This window comes from Dactylosporangium sp. NPDC051485 (assembly GCF_040682015.1).
Taxonomy (GTDB): Bacteria; Actinomycetota; Actinomycetes; order Mycobacteriales; family Micromonosporaceae; genus Dactylosporangium.
Genome location: NZ_JBFAZW010000166.1, coordinates 1 through 17,386 on the forward strand (window position 1 = coordinate 1; position 17,386 = coordinate 17,386).

At 73.2% G+C, this 17,386-nt stretch carries 17 protein-coding genes; 5 read left to right on the forward strand and 12 right to left on the reverse strand.

Annotated elements, in window-relative coordinates; translation table 11 throughout:
- Together AB0M46_RS47945 and AB0M46_RS47950 are read right to left on the reverse strand one after the other, a co-directional pair.
- On the reverse strand, window positions 1-747 hold a 747-nt coding region (locus tag AB0M46_RS47945), incomplete at its 3' end, for a M48 family metalloprotease (RefSeq protein WP_363347770.1).
- The gene (locus AB0M46_RS47950) at window positions 744-1,115 is read right to left on the reverse strand and encodes a BlaI/MecI/CopY family transcriptional regulator (protein WP_363347772.1); all 372 of its coding nucleotides are present in this window, start codon (window positions 1,113-1,115) and stop codon (window positions 744-746) included. The genes AB0M46_RS47945 and AB0M46_RS47950, both read right to left, overlap by 4 nt.
- 90 nt (window positions 1,116-1,205) lie before the next feature.
- Between AB0M46_RS47950 and AB0M46_RS47955 the strand changes: the two genes are divergently transcribed.
- Window positions 1,206-1,931, forward strand: a complete 726-nt coding sequence (locus tag AB0M46_RS47955) for a DUF1775 domain-containing protein (protein ID WP_363347774.1) — start codon at window positions 1,206-1,208, stop codon at window positions 1,929-1,931.
- A 32-nt stretch (window positions 1,932-1,963) separates the two neighbouring features.
- Here the strand turns inward: AB0M46_RS47955 and AB0M46_RS47960 are convergent, their stop codons facing one another.
- The 3 genes from AB0M46_RS47960 to AB0M46_RS47970 form a co-directional block, all read right to left on the reverse strand.
- Window positions 1,964-2,950: a cation diffusion facilitator family transporter gene (locus tag AB0M46_RS47960; protein WP_363347776.1), complete on the reverse strand. Its 987-nt coding sequence runs from the start codon at window positions 2,948-2,950 to the stop codon at window positions 1,964-1,966.
- A gap of 120 nt (window positions 2,951-3,070) precedes the next feature.
- On the reverse strand, window positions 3,071-3,457 hold the full coding sequence (locus AB0M46_RS47965; protein ID WP_363347778.1) for a hypothetical protein: 387 nt from the start codon (window positions 3,455-3,457) through the stop codon (window positions 3,071-3,073).
- 150 nt (window positions 3,458-3,607) lie between these two features.
- A complete protein-coding gene (locus tag AB0M46_RS47970) occupies window positions 3,608-4,006 on the reverse strand; it encodes an SRPBCC family protein (protein ID WP_363347780.1) in 399 nt (132 codons plus the stop codon).
- A gap of 122 nt (window positions 4,007-4,128) precedes the next feature.
- Here AB0M46_RS47970 and AB0M46_RS47975 point away from each other — a divergent pair, with 122 nt between their 5' ends.
- Window positions 4,129-4,812: a hypothetical protein gene (locus tag AB0M46_RS47975; RefSeq protein ID WP_363347782.1), complete on the forward strand. Its 684-nt coding sequence runs from the start codon at window positions 4,129-4,131 to the stop codon at window positions 4,810-4,812.
- A 34-nt stretch (window positions 4,813-4,846) separates the two neighbouring features.
- Here the strand turns inward: AB0M46_RS47975 and AB0M46_RS47980 are convergent, their stop codons facing one another.
- The 3 genes from AB0M46_RS47980 to AB0M46_RS47990 are packed head-to-tail and all read right to left on the reverse strand — an operon-like array spanning window position 4,847 to window position 7,318.
- Window positions 4,847-5,341, reverse strand: a complete 495-nt coding sequence (locus tag AB0M46_RS47980) for a hypothetical protein (RefSeq protein WP_363347784.1) — start codon at window positions 5,339-5,341, stop codon at window positions 4,847-4,849.
- On the reverse strand, window positions 5,338-7,002 hold the full coding sequence (locus AB0M46_RS47985) for an alpha/beta hydrolase (protein WP_363347786.1): 1,665 nt from the start codon (window positions 7,000-7,002) through the stop codon (window positions 5,338-5,340). Before AB0M46_RS47985 ends, AB0M46_RS47980 begins: the two co-directional genes overlap by 4 nt.
- A 10-nt stretch (window positions 7,003-7,012) precedes the next feature.
- Window positions 7,013-7,318 carry a hypothetical protein gene (locus AB0M46_RS47990; protein ID WP_363347788.1) on the reverse strand — a complete coding sequence of 102 codons (306 nt, stop codon included), beginning with the start codon at window positions 7,316-7,318 and terminating at the stop codon, window positions 7,013-7,015.
- A gap of 247 nt (window positions 7,319-7,565) precedes the next feature.
- Here AB0M46_RS47990 and AB0M46_RS47995 point away from each other — a divergent pair, with 247 nt between their 5' ends.
- The gene (locus AB0M46_RS47995; protein ID WP_363347790.1) at window positions 7,566-8,204 is read left to right on the forward strand and encodes a response regulator transcription factor; all 639 of its coding nucleotides are present in this window, start codon (window positions 7,566-7,568) and stop codon (window positions 8,202-8,204) included.
- Window positions 8,205-8,215: 11 nt separating this feature from the next.
- Window positions 8,216-9,880 (forward strand): GAF domain-containing protein, encoded by a 1,665-nt coding sequence (locus AB0M46_RS48000; protein WP_363347803.1) that lies wholly within the window; start codon window positions 8,216-8,218, stop codon window positions 9,878-9,880.
- A 164-nt stretch (window positions 9,881-10,044) separates the two neighbouring features.
- Here AB0M46_RS48000 and AB0M46_RS48005 read toward each other — a convergent pair whose 3' ends face one another.
- From AB0M46_RS48005 to AB0M46_RS48015, 3 genes are all read right to left on the reverse strand, one after another.
- Window positions 10,045-11,007: a nitroreductase family protein gene (locus AB0M46_RS48005; protein ID WP_363347792.1), complete on the reverse strand. Its 963-nt coding sequence runs from the start codon at window positions 11,005-11,007 to the stop codon at window positions 10,045-10,047.
- Entirely contained in the window at window positions 11,007-13,346 is a 2,340-nt protein-coding gene (locus AB0M46_RS48010) for a phosphoketolase family protein (RefSeq protein WP_363347794.1), read from the reverse strand. Before AB0M46_RS48010 ends, AB0M46_RS48005 begins: the two co-directional genes overlap by 1 nt.
- 144 nt (window positions 13,347-13,490) lie before the next feature.
- The gene (locus tag AB0M46_RS48015) at window positions 13,491-14,465 is read right to left on the reverse strand and encodes a nitroreductase (RefSeq protein WP_363347797.1); all 975 of its coding nucleotides are present in this window, start codon (window positions 14,463-14,465) and stop codon (window positions 13,491-13,493) included.
- Between the two features lie 430 nt (window positions 14,466-14,895).
- Between AB0M46_RS48015 and AB0M46_RS48020 the strand changes: the two genes are divergently transcribed.
- Complete coding sequence (locus AB0M46_RS48020) at window positions 14,896-16,239, forward strand: MFS transporter (protein ID WP_363347799.1); 1,344 nt, start codon at window positions 14,896-14,898, stop codon at window positions 16,237-16,239.
- Window positions 16,240-16,275: 36 nt separating this feature from the next.
- On the opposite strand, the gene cydC is transcribed toward AB0M46_RS48020, so the two are convergent.
- Window positions 16,276-17,386: thiol reductant ABC exporter subunit CydC (cydC, locus tag AB0M46_RS48025; RefSeq protein ID WP_363347801.1), on the reverse strand; the 1,111-nt coding region annotated here is incomplete at its 5' end.

Consider the following 17,386-nt stretch of genomic DNA (forward strand, 5'->3'; position numbering starts at 1 on the left):
ATTCGGTGTGGCCCTCGGGCCCGCATCACTGCCGAACAGTGATTTTGTCCGATAGGGGAGCAGGGGTACGGGATAGGGGTTATCGGCGTAGGGCTCGACGAGCCGGTCCAGCTGACGGTGGCCGAGCCGGAAGCAGCGCGCCCACGGGAACGCCTGCGTCAGCAGCCGCATCCAGTGCGTGATGGCGTAGTGCCGGCCGGCGTGGTGGGCCCGCTCGTGCGCGAGCACCGCCGACAGCTCACCGGTGCGCAGCCGGTCGACCGCGGCCGAGGTGATGATGATGTCGGCGCCGCCCGGCATGAGGTAGGCGGCGGGCTCGTGGTGCCGCACGACGGTCGCCCCCGGCACCGCGCCGGGCACGGCGGCCAGTCGCACCAGCAGCCGCAGCTGAGCGCGGCGGGCCCGCTGGGCGCCGATCATCCGCGCCGCGCTGGTCGCCAGCCGCGCGCCCAGCAGGCCCATGCCCAGCAGGCCGGCGGCCGCGGCGGCCTGGCCGGGGCGGCCGTGCCGGCCCAGCAGCGCGTCGAGGCACACGTGCCAGGCGCCGCCGACCAGTTCGTGGGTGCGGTCCCAGTACAGGGCCAGGCCCAGTCCCGCCAGGACCACGCTGCCGACGATCGCACCGGACAGCGCCAGCCAGAGCAGGACCGCCAGGCGCGGCGCCCGCACCGGCCAGCCGGCCGCGGCCAGCCGGGGCGCTGCGGCCGCCGTCGCGGCGGCGAAGCACAGCAGCAGCAGGGGGCTCACCGGCCGCCGATCCGGCGCTCATACGTGCTCAGCGCGGCCCGCAGCGCCGCCGCCTCGTCCAGGGTCATCTTGCCGACGAAGGCCGTCAGCGCCTCCAGCCGGTCGCCGCTGTCGACGAGGGCGTCGTGCATGGTCTGGGCCACGTACTGGTCGCGGCTCATGGCCGGGAGGTAGCGGTAGGCGCGGCCGGCCGGCTCGCGGGTCAGCCAGCCCTTGCGGTGCAGGTTGTCGAACACGGTCATGACCGTCGTATACGCCAGCTCGCGGTGCCAGCGCAGCTCGGCCAGCGCCTCCCGGACCGTCGTGGCGGTCCCGCGCCGCCAGAGCAGCTCCATGAGCGCCGCCTCCAGCTCGCCGAACCCCTGCACGGACGCCTCCTCCCCACGCCGCCTCGCACTGCTAAGAACGATAGTAGTACGGTGCCAACAGCTCGCCCCTGGGCCACGAGGAGGGTCATCATGCCGACACGCCGTCTGCGGCCGGCGGTCGCGTACCCGGTCGCGATCGCGGCCGGCGCGGCGACCGTCCTGCTCGCCGCCACACCCGCCGCCGCACACGTGAAGGTCGCCGCCGACAAGGCCCAGGCGGGCGCCCGGGACGTGACGATCACGTTCACCGGCGAGGGCGAGTCCGCACGGGCCGGCATCGAGGCCGAGCGGGTGGTGCTGCCGGCCGGCATCGCCATCGCCGACGTGCAGCTGGTGTCGGCGCCGCCGGGATGGACGTTCACCGCGGCGGAGGACGGCTACACCGTTTCCGGGCCGGCCCTGCGGCCGCGCGCCGACGCCGTGCACACGATCCGCGTCGCCCGGCTGCCCGCCACGGCGCACGCGCTGGCCTTCAAGACCCTGGAGACCTACAGCGACGGCAGCGTCGCACGCTGGATCGACCTGCCCGAGGCCGGCAACCCGGAGCCCGAGCACCCGGCACCGGTGCTGACGCTGCGCCCGGCGGCCGCACCGAGCACCGCGGGCGCCGTGCCGGTGACCGGGCCGAGCAGCACGGGCGGCGCGCCGGCGGCCGGGCCGGACATCTCGGGCCCGGCCATCGCCCAGCCGGCGCCCGCCGGCAGGAACACCGCCGGCACGGTCGCCGCGATCGCCCTCATGAGCGTCGCGCTGCTGCTCGTCGCCGGCGTGCTCGTGCTCGTGGTGGTCCTCCGGCGGCGCTCGACAACCCCGTAGCGGCCCGCGCGGCCCCCCGGGCGCGTGCCGGGTCAGGTCGTCGCGGGGCGGTACAACGCGCCGTGCGGGCCGGTGCAGTGCGGGTCGGGCCCGGCCTCGTCGCCGGACGGCACCGCCGGGCCGGTGTCGGCGTGGTCGACCTGCAGCGTGCTGTGCGTGATGCGGTACTCCTGGCGCAGCAGCCGCTCGATCGCCTGCCGCACGGCGTGGCAGTCGCCGTCCTCGGCCACCAGCACGTGCGCCGACAGCGCCGGCTCGCCCGAGGTGATCTCCCATACGTGCAGGTCGTGCACCTCGACCACGTCCGGGAGGCCGGCCAGCCGGGTGCCCAGCGCGGACGGCTCGATGCCCGGCGGGGCCGCCTCCAGGAAGATCCGGCCCGAGGCCCGGACCAGCTCCAGCCCGGCCTTGATCATGAGTGCGACCACGACCAGCGTGGCGATCGGGTCGGCCCGGGTGAACCCGGTCGTCACCATGACCACGCCGGCCGCCGCGGCGGCGATGAACGCGAACAGGTCGTTGAGGACGTGCTGGAAGGCGCCCTCCACGTTGAGGCTCGCGCGGTTGGCCCGCGACATCGCCCACGCGGCGGCCAGGTTCACCACGATCCCGGCCAGCGCGGTCACGAGCACCAGCCCGCCGCTGACCGCGGGCGGGTGCACCAGCCGCTGCACCGCCTCGACGCCGAGCCACGCCGCGAGCAGGAGCATCGTCAGCCCGTTAGCCTGGGCCGACAGGATCTCGGCCCGCTTGAGCCCGAAGGTGTAGCCACCCCGTGGGGGGCGCGCGGCCAGCCGCATCGCCACCAGTGCCAGGACGATCGCCCCGGCGTCGGTGAGCATGTGGGCGGCGTCGGACAGCAGCGCCAGTGAACCGGCCAGCAGCCCGACCACGACCTCCACGGCCATGAACGCCACGATCAGGCCGAGCGCCAGGCCCAGCCAGCGCCGGTCCGCGTCCGCGGAGACGCCGTGACTGTGGCCGTCGTCGTCGTGGTGGTCCTCATGGTGGTGGTCCAAGGTGTCAACTCCATGCCCGGCAGACTCATGCGAAAGTCCGCATATGTTGTCAGCGTATCGCCCCGCGCAAGGGCCGCGGACGGGCATGACCGGAAACCGGCCCGGCCATGCCCGCCGCGGTCAGGCCGAGGCGATCGACAGCCCGGCGTCGCCGCCATTGAGGTGCGTGCCCGCGGCGAAGCTCGTGTCGAACTGCGCCCGCAGCGCGTCGAGGCCGGAGAACTCGGCGACGTGCGAGGACTCGCTGCCCTGGGCGGCGAACACCGAGTCGGACTCCGTCGAGTCGTTGGAGTAGCTGGTGTAGTCGGTCGACTCGAAGTGGCTGCCGTCCGCGCCGGTGAACTCGACGTGCCGGCCGGTCTCGAAGTCGGTCGACTCGGCCGCGCTGTGGTCCTGGCCGAAGACGCCGAACTGCGAGTTGTAGTCCTGCTCGCTGCCGGCCTCCTGGTGCAGCTGCTCCAGGTCGCCGGACTGGTGACCCATGCTGAAGTCGCCGTACTCGCTCATGTGCGGGTTCCTTTCGGGAATGGTGGCGTGCCGTGCTGGCCTCGCCTCCCGAACACTACTACCGATGTTAGTAGATGAGACTCCCCAGTTCGTGCCACCAGCACTGCCTCAATCAAGGAGATACGATGGCAAATCGTAGGTGCCAGGATCTCAGGCGGTCTCGAGGACCTGCTTGAGCAGCGCCAGGTCGCCGCTGACCAGGCCGGTGTCGCGGTCGAACTCGTCGTCGGTCATGCCTGGCAGGCGGCGCAGCGTGAAGACCACCTCGCAGCCGGGGCCGTCGGCGATGGCCCGCAGCGGCACGTACACGGTGTCCCCGGACGGGGTCAGCACCTCGTGGTCGAGCACGCCGTACTCGTTCGGCGGCGCGAACGTCACCCGGACCCGCCCCTCGGGCGTCTCCACGAACCAGGCGCCGTCCTCCTGCACCACCGAGCTGCCCAGCCCGGGCGCCCAGCGGGGCAGGTTGGCGGGATTGGCGGCGAAGGCGTAGACCTCGGCGACGGGGCGGTCGATGTACACGCTCAGATGACGCGTCTGTCTGGTCATCCCGCCGATGGTGCCACGCAGGTCCGCGCCCCGCGTGCCCAATCGTCGTGGACCTCGAGGCCGGCTGAGGCCGGGACTTTCGGCACTGGTGCGCGGGTGTACGGCACGAGCACAGTGACCCCATGTCGCAGACAGTGGAGACGGCGGCCCAGGCGATGATCACCGCGGTGGTGGGCCGCCACCGCGGCGCCGACCGCCCCGAGGTCCGGGTGACCGCCGCCCCCTGCCCGGACGGCCCGACGCTGATCCAGGTCAACCTCAGGGTCTGCGGCGCCCCGGCGCGCATCCAGGTGGCCGGCCCGTCCCCCGCGGCCACGCTGGCCGCCGCCACGGTGCGCCTGGACCGCCAGATCCGCCGCCTCACCACCGCCTGGGACCCCTGGCCGTGGCCCGACCCGGAGCGGCGCCCCCTCGCGGTCCCCGGCCGCGCCGAGGTCACCCGCCACAAGCCGGTCCGCCTGCACCGCCAGCGCTCCTGCCAGGCCGGCGCCCACCTCGCCGCCATGGACTACGACGCCCACCTGTTCACCGACGCCGAGACGGGCGAGGACGCGCTGGTGCACCGCGCCGGGCCGACCGGCCTGCAGCTCTCCCGGCAGCACAGCCGCCACCCGGCCGGGCCCAGTGGCACCCCGACCCCGACCGTGAACCCCCGCCCGACCCCGGTGCTCACCCCGGCGGAGGCCGCCGCCCACCTGACCGAGGGCTGGCTGCCGTTCCTCTTCTTCACCGACCCCGCCACCGGCCGGGGCAACCTGGCCTACCGCCGCTACGACGGCGGCTGCGCCCTCGTCATCCCTGCCTGACGTACCGCGGGTGCGTCCAGCGGATGGTCGCGGGTCAGAAGTGGACCATGTCCGGGTTCGGCGGGCGGTAGCAGTCGCTGCTGATCAGCACCCCGGCGGTGCCGTTGGTGTTGTCGGAGATGATGATGCCGTAGTGGTTCGGCGTTTCGGCCCGCAGCCGGCGGACCTTGTCGTTGAGCATGCCGTTCTCCAGGATGGTCCAGCCATGGGCCTTCCACTTGTCGGGCATGGCGTCGATCATGGGAACGGTCTGCTGCTCCGGCGGGAACAGGACCCAGCTCGAGACCGCGTCGAACCGCCCGTCGGGGTTCGCGTCGCCGTCGCCGCAGGGCGCGATGGACACGCCGTTGTCCTTGCGGGTGGTGCCGGGGGTGGCGTCGTCGAGGATCTGCTGCAGGACGGCGGCGATCTCGGCCTTGACGTCGTCGGGGGATTTGACCTGCAACGGCTTGTCCTTTCCGAACAGCCCGCACCCCGACAGGGTCAGCACGAGCGCGATGGCGGCGGGCAGCGCGTGACGGCGATTCATGATGCCCTCGAGTACAGGGAGGCGTTGTCGGGCCGGCCGGCGATGATCGCGCCCTGGCTGGCCAGGCTGACCGAGTTCTGGTTCCAGTATCCGCTGTGGCCGGAGGTGTCGATGTTCAGGACGTTGCCGCCGAAGACGGCCGAGGCCGGATCGGTGCCGTGGCCGACGTCGACGCCGAGGAAGCCGACCAGGGAGTGGGCGTCGCCGATGTACGAGATCGGATCGTCGGTGGCCGCCCCGGCGTACACGTGCGTCTTGTCGATCTTCAGGCCGCCGACCGACTCGACGTCCATGCCGGGGCTGCCCAGCACGATGACGTTGTTCGCGTGCAGGCCGTCGCCGGTGCTGGAGGCGTTGCCGACGACGGTCGAGCCGTAGCTGTGCCCGATGACCGTCAGGTCGGTCGAGCCGCCGTTGTGCGACGTGGACAGGCCGAGGTCGAAGTTCTGCAGGCGCCCGGCCGCGTCGACGGCCCGGTCGCTGCCGACGGCGGTCATCCACGAGCTGGGCGAGCCGAGGTCGGCCTCGGGGGCGTCGTAGTCGAGCCACCAGATCATCGACGTGCTGCCGTTGTTGTAGGCGTCGGCGGCGGTCTGCAGCCGGTCGAGCCGGCTCACCTGCCCGCTGAAGTCGCCGAGCTCGGTGTTCACGCCCGGCACCAGCACCCCCGTGTGCGCGGCCGTGTCCGGGTTGCCCAGGGCGATGATCGCCCGCCCGTCGCCGGTGTTGTCCAGGCCCAGCAGGTACAGCCGCTTGTCCGGGTTCGCCGAGTACTCCGACTCCTCGAGCGAGTTCAGCAGCCGGTTGGCGGTGTCGAGCGGATCCCGCCCGCCGTGCGGGACGTCCTTGGGCCACTGGCCGTTGCGCATCATCACGATGTCGTCGCGCAGCTTCTGCCGGTTGGCGTCGTCGCGCACGTTGGCCGGCAGCCCGTCCAGCGCGCCGACCCGGTCCGGGTACGCGGCCAGGTACAGCGCCCGGTCGTCCGGCGCCAGCCCGTCCCACCACGCCTTCGCGTCGGCCGGGTTGGTGCCCGCCGCCGGCACGGCGCTGACGTCCTTGCCGAACAGCGCGGCGACCATCGCGGCGTCCTGCTGGGCGTCGAGCCACTCCCCCTCGGTCATCGCGTTCGGGTCCAGCGGCACGAGCCGGTTGAGCACCTGGGTCAGCGCGTGGTCGAAGTCGGTCGCCTGCTTGACCAGGTCGCGCAGGTGCTGCTCGACCAGCCCCGCCTCCCGGGCGTCGCGCTGCAGCCGCCGGTCCAGCTCATTTTCCGGCATCGCCGCCGCCTCGGCCGACGTGACGATCCGCGGCTCGACCGTCCCGTCGTCGCGCACCCGCATCCCCCGGCCGGTCGCCGAGTCGATGGCGTCGTGCAGCTGCCGCTGCAGCCCGTCGAGCCGGTCCGCGGCGCCGTGCAGGGTCACCGACACCATCCGGGCCTGCTTGCCGAACAGCTCGAACTCGTCGTCGACCTTGTCCAGCCGCGCGAACGCCGCGTCGGCCGCGTCGCCCGTCCAGCCGCTGCGGTGCCCCGGCCCGAGCAGGTCCGCCGTGGCCTCGGTCATGAGCCGGGCGCCGTTGTTGGACAGGTCGAGCCAGCTGTCCCCGGCCGCCCGGACCGGCCCCGTCTTCAGGTCGTGCAGATCGGCGAAGCTCACCACCGGCGGCTCACCGCTCCAGCCCGGCGAAGTTGCCGGCCGCGGCGTGGTCGGTGTACCGGTAGTCTCGCGCACAGGCCCCCAGCGCGTCGCCCATCGACCGCAGGTGCCGGCCGAAGCCCTTCGCCGCGTCCTCCCACGCCAGATGCAGGCGCTCGAGCGCGTTGGCGGAGTCGAACCCGCGCAGTGCGCTGACCGCCGCGCCGGTGTTCGGCTCCAGCCACCCCATGGACGTGTCCAGGTCGTCGCCGAGCTCCCGGACCGTCCTGGCCAGCCCGTCCAGCACACCTGGATCGACGCGCGTCTCAGCTCCCACCGTGGTCCCCCCGTCACCGGCGTTGCGGCCCCGAGCATAGGCGGACGTCTCCACCCTGGGAAACCCCGAGCGCCGCAGGCACCTCGGGCTCGGCGCGGCCAGGGCCCGCCTGCCCCGGTCATGGGAGCGGCATCGGCGCAGATGGCCACCCGGCCGCCGCCGAATCCCGACGCCGAAATGATTTCTTGACCGAACGCAGGACCTTGGACACGGGCGGAACTGGACGAAGTCGGGTAGGAAGGTACCTATGATCCGCGTCTTTCTGCTCGACGACCACGAGGTGGTCCGCTTCGGTCTCCGCGAGATGCTCGAACGCGAAGGGGACATCGAGGTCGTCGGGGAGTCCGGCTCGGCCGTCGAGGCCGCTCACCGCATCCCCGCGCTGCGCCCCAACGTCGCCGTCCTCGACGGGCGGCTGCCCGACGGCAGCGGGATCGACGTGTGCCGGGAGATCCGCTCCGTCGACCCGTCGATCAACGCGCTGATCCTCACGTCGTACGACGACGACGAGGCGCTGTTCGCGGCGATCATGGCCGGCGCGGCCGGGTACGTGCTCAAGCAGATCCACGGGACCGACCTCGTCGACGCCGTGCGGCGGGTGGCCGCCGGGCAGTCGCTGCTCGACCCCGCGGTCACGGCGCGGGTGCTGGAGCGGATCCGGCGCGGGCCCGAGCAGCCCGACGAGTTCAAGGACCTCACCGAGCAGGAGCGCAAGATCCTGCTGCTGGTGGCCGAGGGGCTGACCAACCGCGAGATCGCCGAGCGGATGTTCCTGGCGGAGAAGACGGTGAAGAACTACGTCTCCAGCCTGCTGGCCAAGCTGGGGCTGGAGCGGCGGACGCAGGCGGCGGTGCTCGCGTCGCGCTTGATACAAAAGAAGCCGTGACGTCCCTGCCTCTGCCCGAACTCTCGCGCGTAGACCTCGACGCCCTCCTGCAGGAGCTCCTTGCCCGCGTCGGCGAGGTCATGACGAGCCGCGAGCGGCTCAGCGCGCTGCTCGACGCCGTCGTGGCCATCGGGTCCGACCTCGACCTGCACAGCACGCTGCAGCGCATCGTGGAGGCCGCGTGCCGGCTGGCCGACGCGCGGTACGGCGCGCTCGGCGTCATCGGCGCGGACCGGATGCTCGTCGAGTTCATCAACCACGGGGTCAGCGACGCGGAGCGGGCGGCGATCGGGGACCTGCCCCGCGGCCACGGCGTGCTCGGGCTGCTCATCGACGAGCCCCGCGCGATCCGGCTCGAGGACATCACCAAGCACCCGCGCGCCTACGGGTTCCCACCCAACCACCCACCCATGCACAGCTTCCTCGGCGTGCCGGTGCGCATCCGCGACCAGGTGTTCGGGAACCTGTACCTCGCCGAGAAGCGCGGCGGGGAGCCGTTCACGCAGGACGACGAGGACCTGATGTCGGCGCTGTCGGTGGCGGCCGGCGCGGCGATCGACAATGCCCGCCTCTACGCGCAGGCCGAGCGGCGGCAGCGCTGGCTGCTGGCGGCGGCCGAGATCACCGCGGTGCTGCTCGGGGAGGTGCGCCGCACCGAGGCCCTGGCGCTGGTCGCCACCCGGGCCCGCGAGGTGGCGCAGGCCCAGCTGGCCATGGTGCTGCTGGCCGACGAGTACGGCGAGCGGCTCACCGTCGAGGTCGCCGCCGGCGGGCCGGAGGGCTCGACCGGCTGGTCGATCCCGGTCGCCGGCAGCGAGTTCGCCGAGGTGCTGGCGCACCGGCGGCTGGCCGTGAGCGCGGACCTCGGCTCGGCGGCGAACTGGCCGATCCTGCTGCCGACCGGCACCGCGCTGCTCGTGCCGCTGGCCGTGGGCGGGGTGGCGCTGGGCGCGCTGGTCGTCGCCTTCGGCCGGGACGGCACGCCGATCACCGAGGGCGACGAGCTGGCGATGGTCGAGTCGTTCGCCGGGCAGGCGGCGCTGGCCCTGGAGCGGGCCCGGGCCCAGGACGAGCGGGAGATGCTGGCCGTGGTCGGCGACCGCGAGCGCATCGCCCGCGACCTGCACGACGTGGTCATCCAGCGGCTGTTCGCGGCCGGCATGCAGCTGCAGGGGGCCGCGTACCGCACCACGCAGGACGACGTGCGCGAGCGCATCGGCCGGGTCACCGAGGACCTCGACACCACCATCCGCGACATCCGCGGGGCGATCTTCGAGCTGCGCGGGGCCTCCCAGCACAGCCTGCGCAAGGAGATCCGGGACCTGCTCGACGAGGCCGGCGAGTCGCTGGGCTTCCGGCCCACGCTGCACCTCGACGGGCCGATCGACACCGCGGTGCCGGACCACTGCCGCACGGCGCTGCTGGCGGTGCTGCGGGAGTCGCTGAGCAACGTGGCCAAGCACGCCCAGGCCACGTCGGCCAAGGTGACCATCGCCGTCGGCGGCGGGCGCCTCGGCCTCACCGTCGAGGACGACGGACGAGGCCTCGGCGACCTGGCGAAGGGCGGCAACGGCCTGCCCAACATGCGCGCCCGCGCCGCCGACCTCGGCGGTCAGTGCACCGTCGAGGCGGCGGACGCGGGCGGCACACAGGTGCGCTGGCACATCCCGATTTAAGGCCTGTTTCATGACTGAGGCGGGGCTGCGGCGGGCCCAGATTCCGCCTGCGCACGTCCCGCGAAAGCCCGGTTACAACACCGGTAGCCTGGCTTCCGCGGGCCGCACGCAGACGAAATCTGGACTCCGCCTCGCTCCCACCCCAGTCATGAAACAGGCCTTAGCTACACGATCTCGATGACCTGCTCGGCCGACAGGCGCGGCGTGTGCGGCGGACCGGCGTGGTCCGGGTCCGCCGTGCCCAGCCGCAGGACCAGGAACGGGTAGCCGGTCTCGCCGAGCATCCGCCGCAGCGCCTGCCGCGTGAAGGCCATCTCCACGGGGCTGCTCAGTGGCAGCACCGCCGCGCCGTGCTCGGTGGCGGACAGCCACAGCTCCGACAGCGCCTCGCCGGCCCGCAACCAGTCTGCGGGGTCGTCGCCGTCGCCGTGCAGGATCGCATACTGCGCGGCGGTGTCGTGCCCGGCCCCGGCGTCCAGCTTGCCGGTGCCGACCCCGAAGTCGCGCTCGGCGACCGTGGTGAGGGGCAGCTCGGCCGGGATGACGGCATCGGGCAGGCCGGTGCCCTCGGGCCGCTCCCCGCCCACCCACTCGGCGGTCTCCGCGCGCATCCGCTCGTCGTGCTGCTGGGCCTCGCCGGAGTGCTCGATCATCACCGCCAGCTGGAGGACCTGGTCGCGGTTCAGCACGGCCAGCCGCGCGCCGGAGCGCCGGGCGGCCTCGGTGAGCTCCTGCAGTACAGCTGCGGAAATCGGCTCCTCCGAGGCCACCCGCCGGTCCGTATGCCGCACGCGCAGCAACTGCAGGCGACGCATCGCCGCAGGATCGGCCGGGCCCTGGGGCTCGGCGTGCACGACCGCCAGGGGCGCCGCCGCCGGGCGTTCCACCCTCGCGGCGAAGCCCTCGGCGACCAGCGCCACCAGGGCGTGGTGCAGCGCCGCGCCGCAGCTGAGGGTCAGCAGGCGCCCGTCGGGGTCCTGCTCGCTCAGCTGCCGTGCGGGCTCCGCGTAGAGCTCCAGCCGGTCCTCGTGCACCACCCAGCGCCACGGCTGGGTGTTGTGCACCGAGGGGGCCAGCCGGGCGGCATCCGCCGCCGCGGCCAGCCGGTCGGTCGTGCCGGTGGTCATTACAGACTCCAGTCCCGCACGTCAGGCATGTCCTCGAGGTGCTCGACGACGTACTCGGCGTGCTCGGCCAGCTTACGCTCGCACCACTCCTTGAGCTCGGTGGCGCCGGGCGGGAGCCGCTTGGCGTTGTTGATGGCGTCCATGACCAGGTGGTACCGCGACACCCGGTTGCGCACGGTCATGTCGAACGGCGTGGTGGTCGTGCCCTCCTCGACGAACCCGCGCACCCGGAACCGGTCGGCGTCCGGCCGGCCGTGCACGAGCTGATGGACGGCGCCCGGGTAGCCGTGGAAGGCGAACACGACGTCCACCGTGTCGGTGAACAGCTCGGTGAACATCGTCTCGCTCATGCCGTGCGGGTGGTCCTTGCGCCGCGGCAGGGTCATGAGGTCCACGACGTTGACGACCCGGACCCGGAACTTGGGCAGCCGCTCCCGCAGGATCTGCGCGGCCGCCACGGTCTCCATGGTCACCACGTCGCCGGCGCAGGCCAGCACGATGTCCGGGTCGGTGCTGCCGTCGTCGGTGCCGGCCCAGGACCAGATCCCCGCGCCGCGGGCGCAGTGCTCGGCGGCGGCGTCCATGTCGAGGTACTGCAGCTGCGGCTGCTTGTCGATGACGATGCAGTTGATGTAGGAGCGCGACCGCAGGCAGTGGTCGGCCACCGACAGCAGGCAGTTGGCGTCCGGCGGGAGGTACACCCGGGCGATGTCGCCGCGCTGGGTGAGCACGACCTGGATCAGCCCGGGCCCCTGGTGCGAGAAGCCGTTGTGGTCGTTGCGCCAGGCGGTGGAGGTGAGCAGGATGTTGAAGCTGGGCACCTTGGCCCGCCACGGCAGCCGGTCGCCCTCCTGCAGCCACTTGCCGTGCTGCACGGTCTGCGACGCCGAGACCATCGCGAAGGCCTCGTACGTGGCGAACATGCCGTGCCGGCCGGTGAGGTTGTAGCCCTCCAGCCAGCCGTGGCAGTTGTGCTCGGAGAGCACCTCCATGACCCGCCCGTCGTGGGAGATGGCCACGTCGGCGTCGGTGACCCGCTCGGCGAACGCCCGGTCGGAGACGTCGAACACGGCGCCGAGCCGGTTGCTGTTGGTCTCGTCGGGGCAGAAGAGGCGGAAGTTGTCGGGGTTGTCGCGGTACACGTCACGCAGCAGCTCGCCGAGGCGGCGGGTCGACTCGGCCCGCTCGGTCGCCGGGGCCGGGACGTCGATCGCGTACTTGCGGAAGTCGGGCAGGGCCAGGTCACGGGTGAGCAGGCCGCCGTTGGCGTGCGGGTTGGCGCTCATGCGCAGCTCGCCGGCCGGGGCCAGGGAGCGCACCAGCTCGACCGGGGCGCCGTTGTCGTCGAAGAGCTCCTCCGGCCGGTACGAGCGCAGCCACTGCTCCAGCAGCGCGAGGTGCTCCGGGTTCTCCTTCACGCCGGCGAGGGGCACCTGGTGGGACCGCCACGTGCCGGTCACCTGGATGCCGTCGACCTTCTCGGGGCCGGTCCAGCCCTTCGGGGTGCGCAGGACGATGAGCGGCCAGCGCGGGCGGGCGCCGGTCCAGCCGGCCTCCTTGATCGCGCGGATCTTGCCGTGGGCCTCCTCCAGGGTGGCCGCGAAGCGGTGGTGCATGCCCGGCACGTCGGAGCCGGAGACCTCCAGCACCTCGTAGCCGTGCCCCTCCAGCAGCGCGCGCACCTCGGCCGGGTCCTTGCGGCCCAGCACCGTCGGGCCGGCGATCTTGGCCCCGTTGAGGTGCAGGATCGGCAGGACCGCCCCGTCGCGGGTCGGGTTCAGGAACGAGATGCCCTTCCACGAGCCCTCGAGCGGGCCGGTCTCCGCCTCGCCGTCGCCGACGACGGCCACGGCCAGCAGGTCCGGGTTGTCCATCACCGCGCCGAACGCGTGGACCAGGACGTACCCGAGCTCGCCGCCCTCGTGGATGGAGCCGGGGGTGGTGACGGAGACGTGGCTGGGGATGCCGCCGGGGCTGGAGAACTGCCGGAACAGCCGCAGCATGCCGCCTTCGTCGAGACTGACCTTGGGGTAGATCTCGCTGTACGTACCCTCCAGGTAGCCGGCCGCGACCAGCGCCGGGCCGCCGTGTCCGGGGCCGGCCAGGTAGATCGCCTGCTGCCCGGTGCGACCGATGAGCCGCGACACGTGGGCGTAGATGAACGACAGCCCCGGGCTGGTCCCCCAGTGCCCCAGGAGCCGCGGCTTGATGTCCTCCGCCACGAGCGGCCGGCGCAGCAGTGGGTTGTCCTTGAGGTAGATCTGGCCGATGGTGAGGTAGTTGTTGGCCCGCCACCAAGCGTCGAGCCGTGCGACTTCCTCGTCGCCGAGAGTGTTCACCTCAGGGTTCCTTCCTTTGGATTCGGTACTGCACGAGCCTGGCTTCGAGTCACGCCAGACCGACCATCTCGGTGCCGGACCGCCGGGCGCCGGCCGGCACCGTTGTGTTACCCGGATTGGGCGCTGCATGAGCCTGGCTTCGTGTCATGCCAGACCGACCATCTCGGTGCCGGAACGCCGGGCACTGGCCGGCACCGTCGCGCTATCGGGCAGGGCAATCCCGATACGCATGGCGATCGCCGGCCGCCCGGCACCGCCGATCAGCCGGCGCAGCGCCGCGCGCACGCCGGGCACCTCGACCACCTCGCTGATCGGCGAGGCGGCCAGCCCGCCCGCGGTGAGGGTCAGCCAGACGTCGGAGAGCGCCTCGCCCGCGGCCAGCCAGTCGCGGGGCTCCTCGGCGTCGGTGGCCAGCACCGCATACACGGTCCCCCGGTCCGTCCCCGCCCCGGCGGCGAGCCCCGCCGGCCACGCCTGGGCGAAGTCCCGCGGCGCGATCGTGCGCCCGCCGGCCGCCACGACGGTGCGCGCCGACACGCCGTCGCGCTGCGACCCCGGGCGGGTCGTCCAGGCCAGCAGGTCGTCGCGGAACCGCCGGTCGCCGTGCTCGACCGCCCCGGCGTGCGCCACCGCGGCCGCGAACGCCGGCACCTGATCGTCCCGCACGAGCTGCAGGTGTACGCCGTGTCGCAGCGCGGCAACCCGCAGCTCGGCGAGCACGGCCGCGGCGGGCCGCTCGTCGCCGAACGGCCGCCGGTCGGTGCGCCGCTGGTAGATCGCCCGGAACAGCCGGTCGTCGGACTCCACCCGCTCCCCGGTCCGCAGCCAGGCGACCAGGTCGGGCCGCCCGGGGTCGGGCAGCCGGTCGACGTCGGCGGCGTATCCGGCCGCGCGCAGCGCCACGGTCGCGTGGTGCAGCGCCGCGCCGCAGCTGAGCAGCAGCAGGTGGCCCTCCGGGTCGAGCCCGGACAGCCGGCGCGAGTGATCGGCCCACAGCTCCCCGCGGTCGCCGGCCAGCCGCCAGCGCCAGGGCTGCGTGTTGAACACGGACGGGGCGCGCAGGGCCGCGATCGAGGCCTCGGCGACCTGGTCGATTCCGGCGCGGGCTGTCTGCGTCATGGCCATGCTCCCCTCCTCGGTGTCTGCCGTGGTCCTGCTTTCACCTTCGCTCGCCATGCCGCGCCACACTAGGGCCGGTGGTCCCGACCCGCCCGGGACCCACCGGCATGCATCTCCACAAGAACGCTACCGGAAACGCGCTGCGTCCCGACGTCCATAGTGGAGCGCCCCGTGCCTCCGCTCAGGACGTTACCAAGATTGCGCTCGACGTGGACGTGATCGCCGTGTGGCGGCCCGGCGACGCGGGCGTGTCCGGCGGCCCCGACGCCGGCGGGCCCTTGGTCCCGGTGGTCCCGGAGATTCGGCACAGGCGTCGATGCCCACCCACGAGCACTTGTCCAATCCCGCAGCCTCGATACGATCGAGTGTCCGTCGCCGGGCCGCCACGGGGGGCTGCTATGGAGCAGAGGCCACGAAACGTCGTGGCGTCATGACGAAGAACCTCTCGCGGCGGCCGCTGACCGGACAGTTGGTTGCCCACCTCGTCTCGGTGCTCGGCACGTCGATGTCGGCCTTGGCGATCCCGTGGCTGGTGCTCACCTCTACCGGCAGCGCCACCCGCACCGGCCTGATCGCCTTCGCTGAGCTGGCGCCGTACGTCGCGATGCAGGCGCTCGGCGGACCGCTGGTCGACCGTATCGGCGCCCGGCGGGCATATGTGCTGGGCAACGCCGCCGCAGCCGTTGCGGTGTGTGCCATTCCCGGCCTCTACGTCATCGGCCTTCTACCGTCGGGCGCGCTCGCCGCCTTGGTGGCCGTCGCGGGTGCGCTTCGGGGCGTGGCCGACTGCGCAGGTCAAGTCCTGGTGCCCGGAGCGGCAGGTCTGGGAGCAGTGCCGCTGGAACGTGCCGCCGGCCTGAACGGCAGCGCAAACCAGACCGGCCTGTTCGTGGGCGCCGCAGCGGCCGGCGTCATGGTCTCGGCGCTCGGAGCTCCAGCGGTCGTGCTCGTTGACGGCATCACCTTCGCGCTCGCCGCCGCACTCGTCGCCCTGCTCGTCCCGACGGCCGCTCAGCCGCAGCGTTCGCAACGGCGACTGAGCACACGTCAATACGCGGCGGACCTTGCCGAGGGCGCGCGGTTCATCCGCACCGACCGGTTGCTGCTCGTGCTGGTCGCCATGATCGCCGTGACCAACCTGCTCGACCAGGGCATCAACGCCGTGCTCGTGCCCGTCTGGATCCGCGAGCACCTGCACCAGCCCCGAGCCCTTGGCCTCATCGCCGGCGCACTCGGGGCCGGAGCCCTCATCGGTGCACTCACCGCCGCCTGGTTGGGGCCGAAGCTGCCCAGACGGGTCGTCTTCACGATCGGGACGCTCGTCGCCGGCGCCCCCTTGTCACTCGTCCTCGCCCTGACCGGCACGCTGCCACCCGCGCTGACCGCCGCGTTCGTCGCCGGTCTCGCCGTCGGCGGGCTCAATCCGATCCTCCACGCCGTCCTCTACGAGCGCGTCCCGCCACAGCTGCGCGCCCGCACGCTCGGCGCGATCAAAGCCAGCGCCTGGATCGGCACCCCCATAGGCCCGCTGCTGGCGGGCGGCCTCATCGAAGCCACCGGCCTACGCACCACCCTGCTCACATTCGCGGCGATCTTCCTTGTCGCCACCACCGCTGTACTCACGCTGCCCGCCATGCGAGACATGAACCGCCTGCGACCGCAACCCGACGCCACGCGAGCAGCGGGCAACGAGGCCGGGTCGGAGCCCGCCTCACCCACCCTCCGGACAGTCGCAGGCACCGAGCACGGCGAAACTCGGGCAGCGGATGGGTAACTACCAAGGCGGCTCGCCGAGACGGCCGCAACGGCGTCATGCGACGGCGGCCGGTCTGCCCTTCTCCAGCACCACGACGTCATCGACCCGGGCCGCCACATCGGTACGGTGCGTGATCAGCACCACGGTCCGCCCCGCGGTCGCGTCGAGCAGATCGTCCAGCAGCTCCCCGGCGGTCTGCTCGTCGAGGTGCTCGGTGGGCTCGTCCAGCACCAGCACGGGGAACCCGGCCAGCAGCACCCGGGCCAGCGCGAGCCGCCGCCGCTGCCCACCGGACACTGCGGCCCCGTGCTCCCCGACGAGCGTCCCCAGCCCCTCCGGCAACGACCGCACCCACCCGTCGATCCGAGCCGCCCGCAGCGCCTCGAACAGCTCCTCCTGCGTGGCCTCCTCCCGCGCCACCCGGAGGTTCCCCTCGATGGTGGTGTCGAACAGGTACGCATCGTCGGACAGCAGCCCCACCACCCGCCGCACGTCGTCCCCGGCCAGCTCGCGCAGGTCCACCCCGCCGAGCGTGACCCGCCCGGCCGCCGGGTCCAGCCACCGCAACAGCAACGCCGCGACGGTGGTCTTCCCCGCCCCGCTCGGCCCGACGAGCGCGACCCGCCGCCCCGCCCGGACCTCGAACGACAGGTCCCGCACCACGGGCCGCCCCGCGACCCACCCGGCCGTGACACCCTCCAGCCGCAGCACCGCACCGGCCTCCGTCGCGGCGATCGAAGACGGCAGGCCCGCCGGGGTGGCCGGGTCCGGGGTCGGGTCGGCGATGTTCGTCAGCTCGGCGAGCCGGGCGAGGGCTGCCCGCGCGGCCGCGAGGCCCTGGGCGGCCACGGGCACGACGGCCACGGTCTCGAACACGGCGAGTGGGGTGAGCACGACGACCGCCAGCAGCTCCCCCGGCAGCGACCCGGCCCGCACCGCGATCGCGCCCGCGACCAGCCCGGCCAGCACGCTCAGCCCCACGCAGAGCGCGGTGACCGCGGCCGACGCGCCGGTCAGCGCCGCGGACCGCCGGCTCGCCGCGACCAGCTCCCGGTCGGTACGCTCCTGTTCCTCCAGCGCCGAGTCCACCGCCCCCGCGGCGATGAGGTCCGGCTGCGCGTGCACGCGGTCGGTGGCCCCGGCCGCCAGCGCTCCCCGCAGCGGC

Excerpts from the sequence above, each read along its gene's own strand:
- AB0M46_RS47955 (WP_363347774.1), top strand. The coding sequence starts at position 1,206 with ATGCCGACACGCCGTCTGCGGCCGGCGGTCGCGTACCCGGTCGCGATC.
- AB0M46_RS47965 (WP_363347778.1), bottom strand. The coding sequence starts at position 3,457 with ATGAGCGAGTACGGCGACTTCAGCATGGGTCACCAGTCCGGCGACCTG.
- AB0M46_RS47970 (WP_363347780.1), bottom strand. The coding sequence starts at position 4,006 with ATGACCAGACAGACGCGTCATCTGAGCGTGTACATCGACCGCCCCGTC.
- AB0M46_RS47975 (WP_363347782.1), top strand. The coding sequence starts at position 4,129 with ATGTCGCAGACAGTGGAGACGGCGGCCCAGGCGATGATCACCGCGGTG.
- AB0M46_RS47980 (WP_363347784.1), bottom strand. The coding sequence starts at position 5,341 with ATGAATCGCCGTCACGCGCTGCCCGCCGCCATCGCGCTCGTGCTGACC.
- AB0M46_RS47995 (WP_363347790.1), top strand. The coding sequence starts at position 7,566 with ATGATCCGCGTCTTTCTGCTCGACGACCACGAGGTGGTCCGCTTCGGT.
- AB0M46_RS48005 (WP_363347792.1), bottom strand. The coding sequence starts at position 11,007 with ATGACCACCGGCACGACCGACCGGCTGGCCGCGGCGGCGGATGCCGCC.
- AB0M46_RS48015 (WP_363347797.1), bottom strand. The coding sequence starts at position 14,465 with ATGACGCAGACAGCCCGCGCCGGAATCGACCAGGTCGCCGAGGCCTCG.
- AB0M46_RS48020 (WP_363347799.1), top strand. The coding sequence starts at position 14,896 with ATGACGAAGAACCTCTCGCGGCGGCCGCTGACCGGACAGTTGGTTGCC.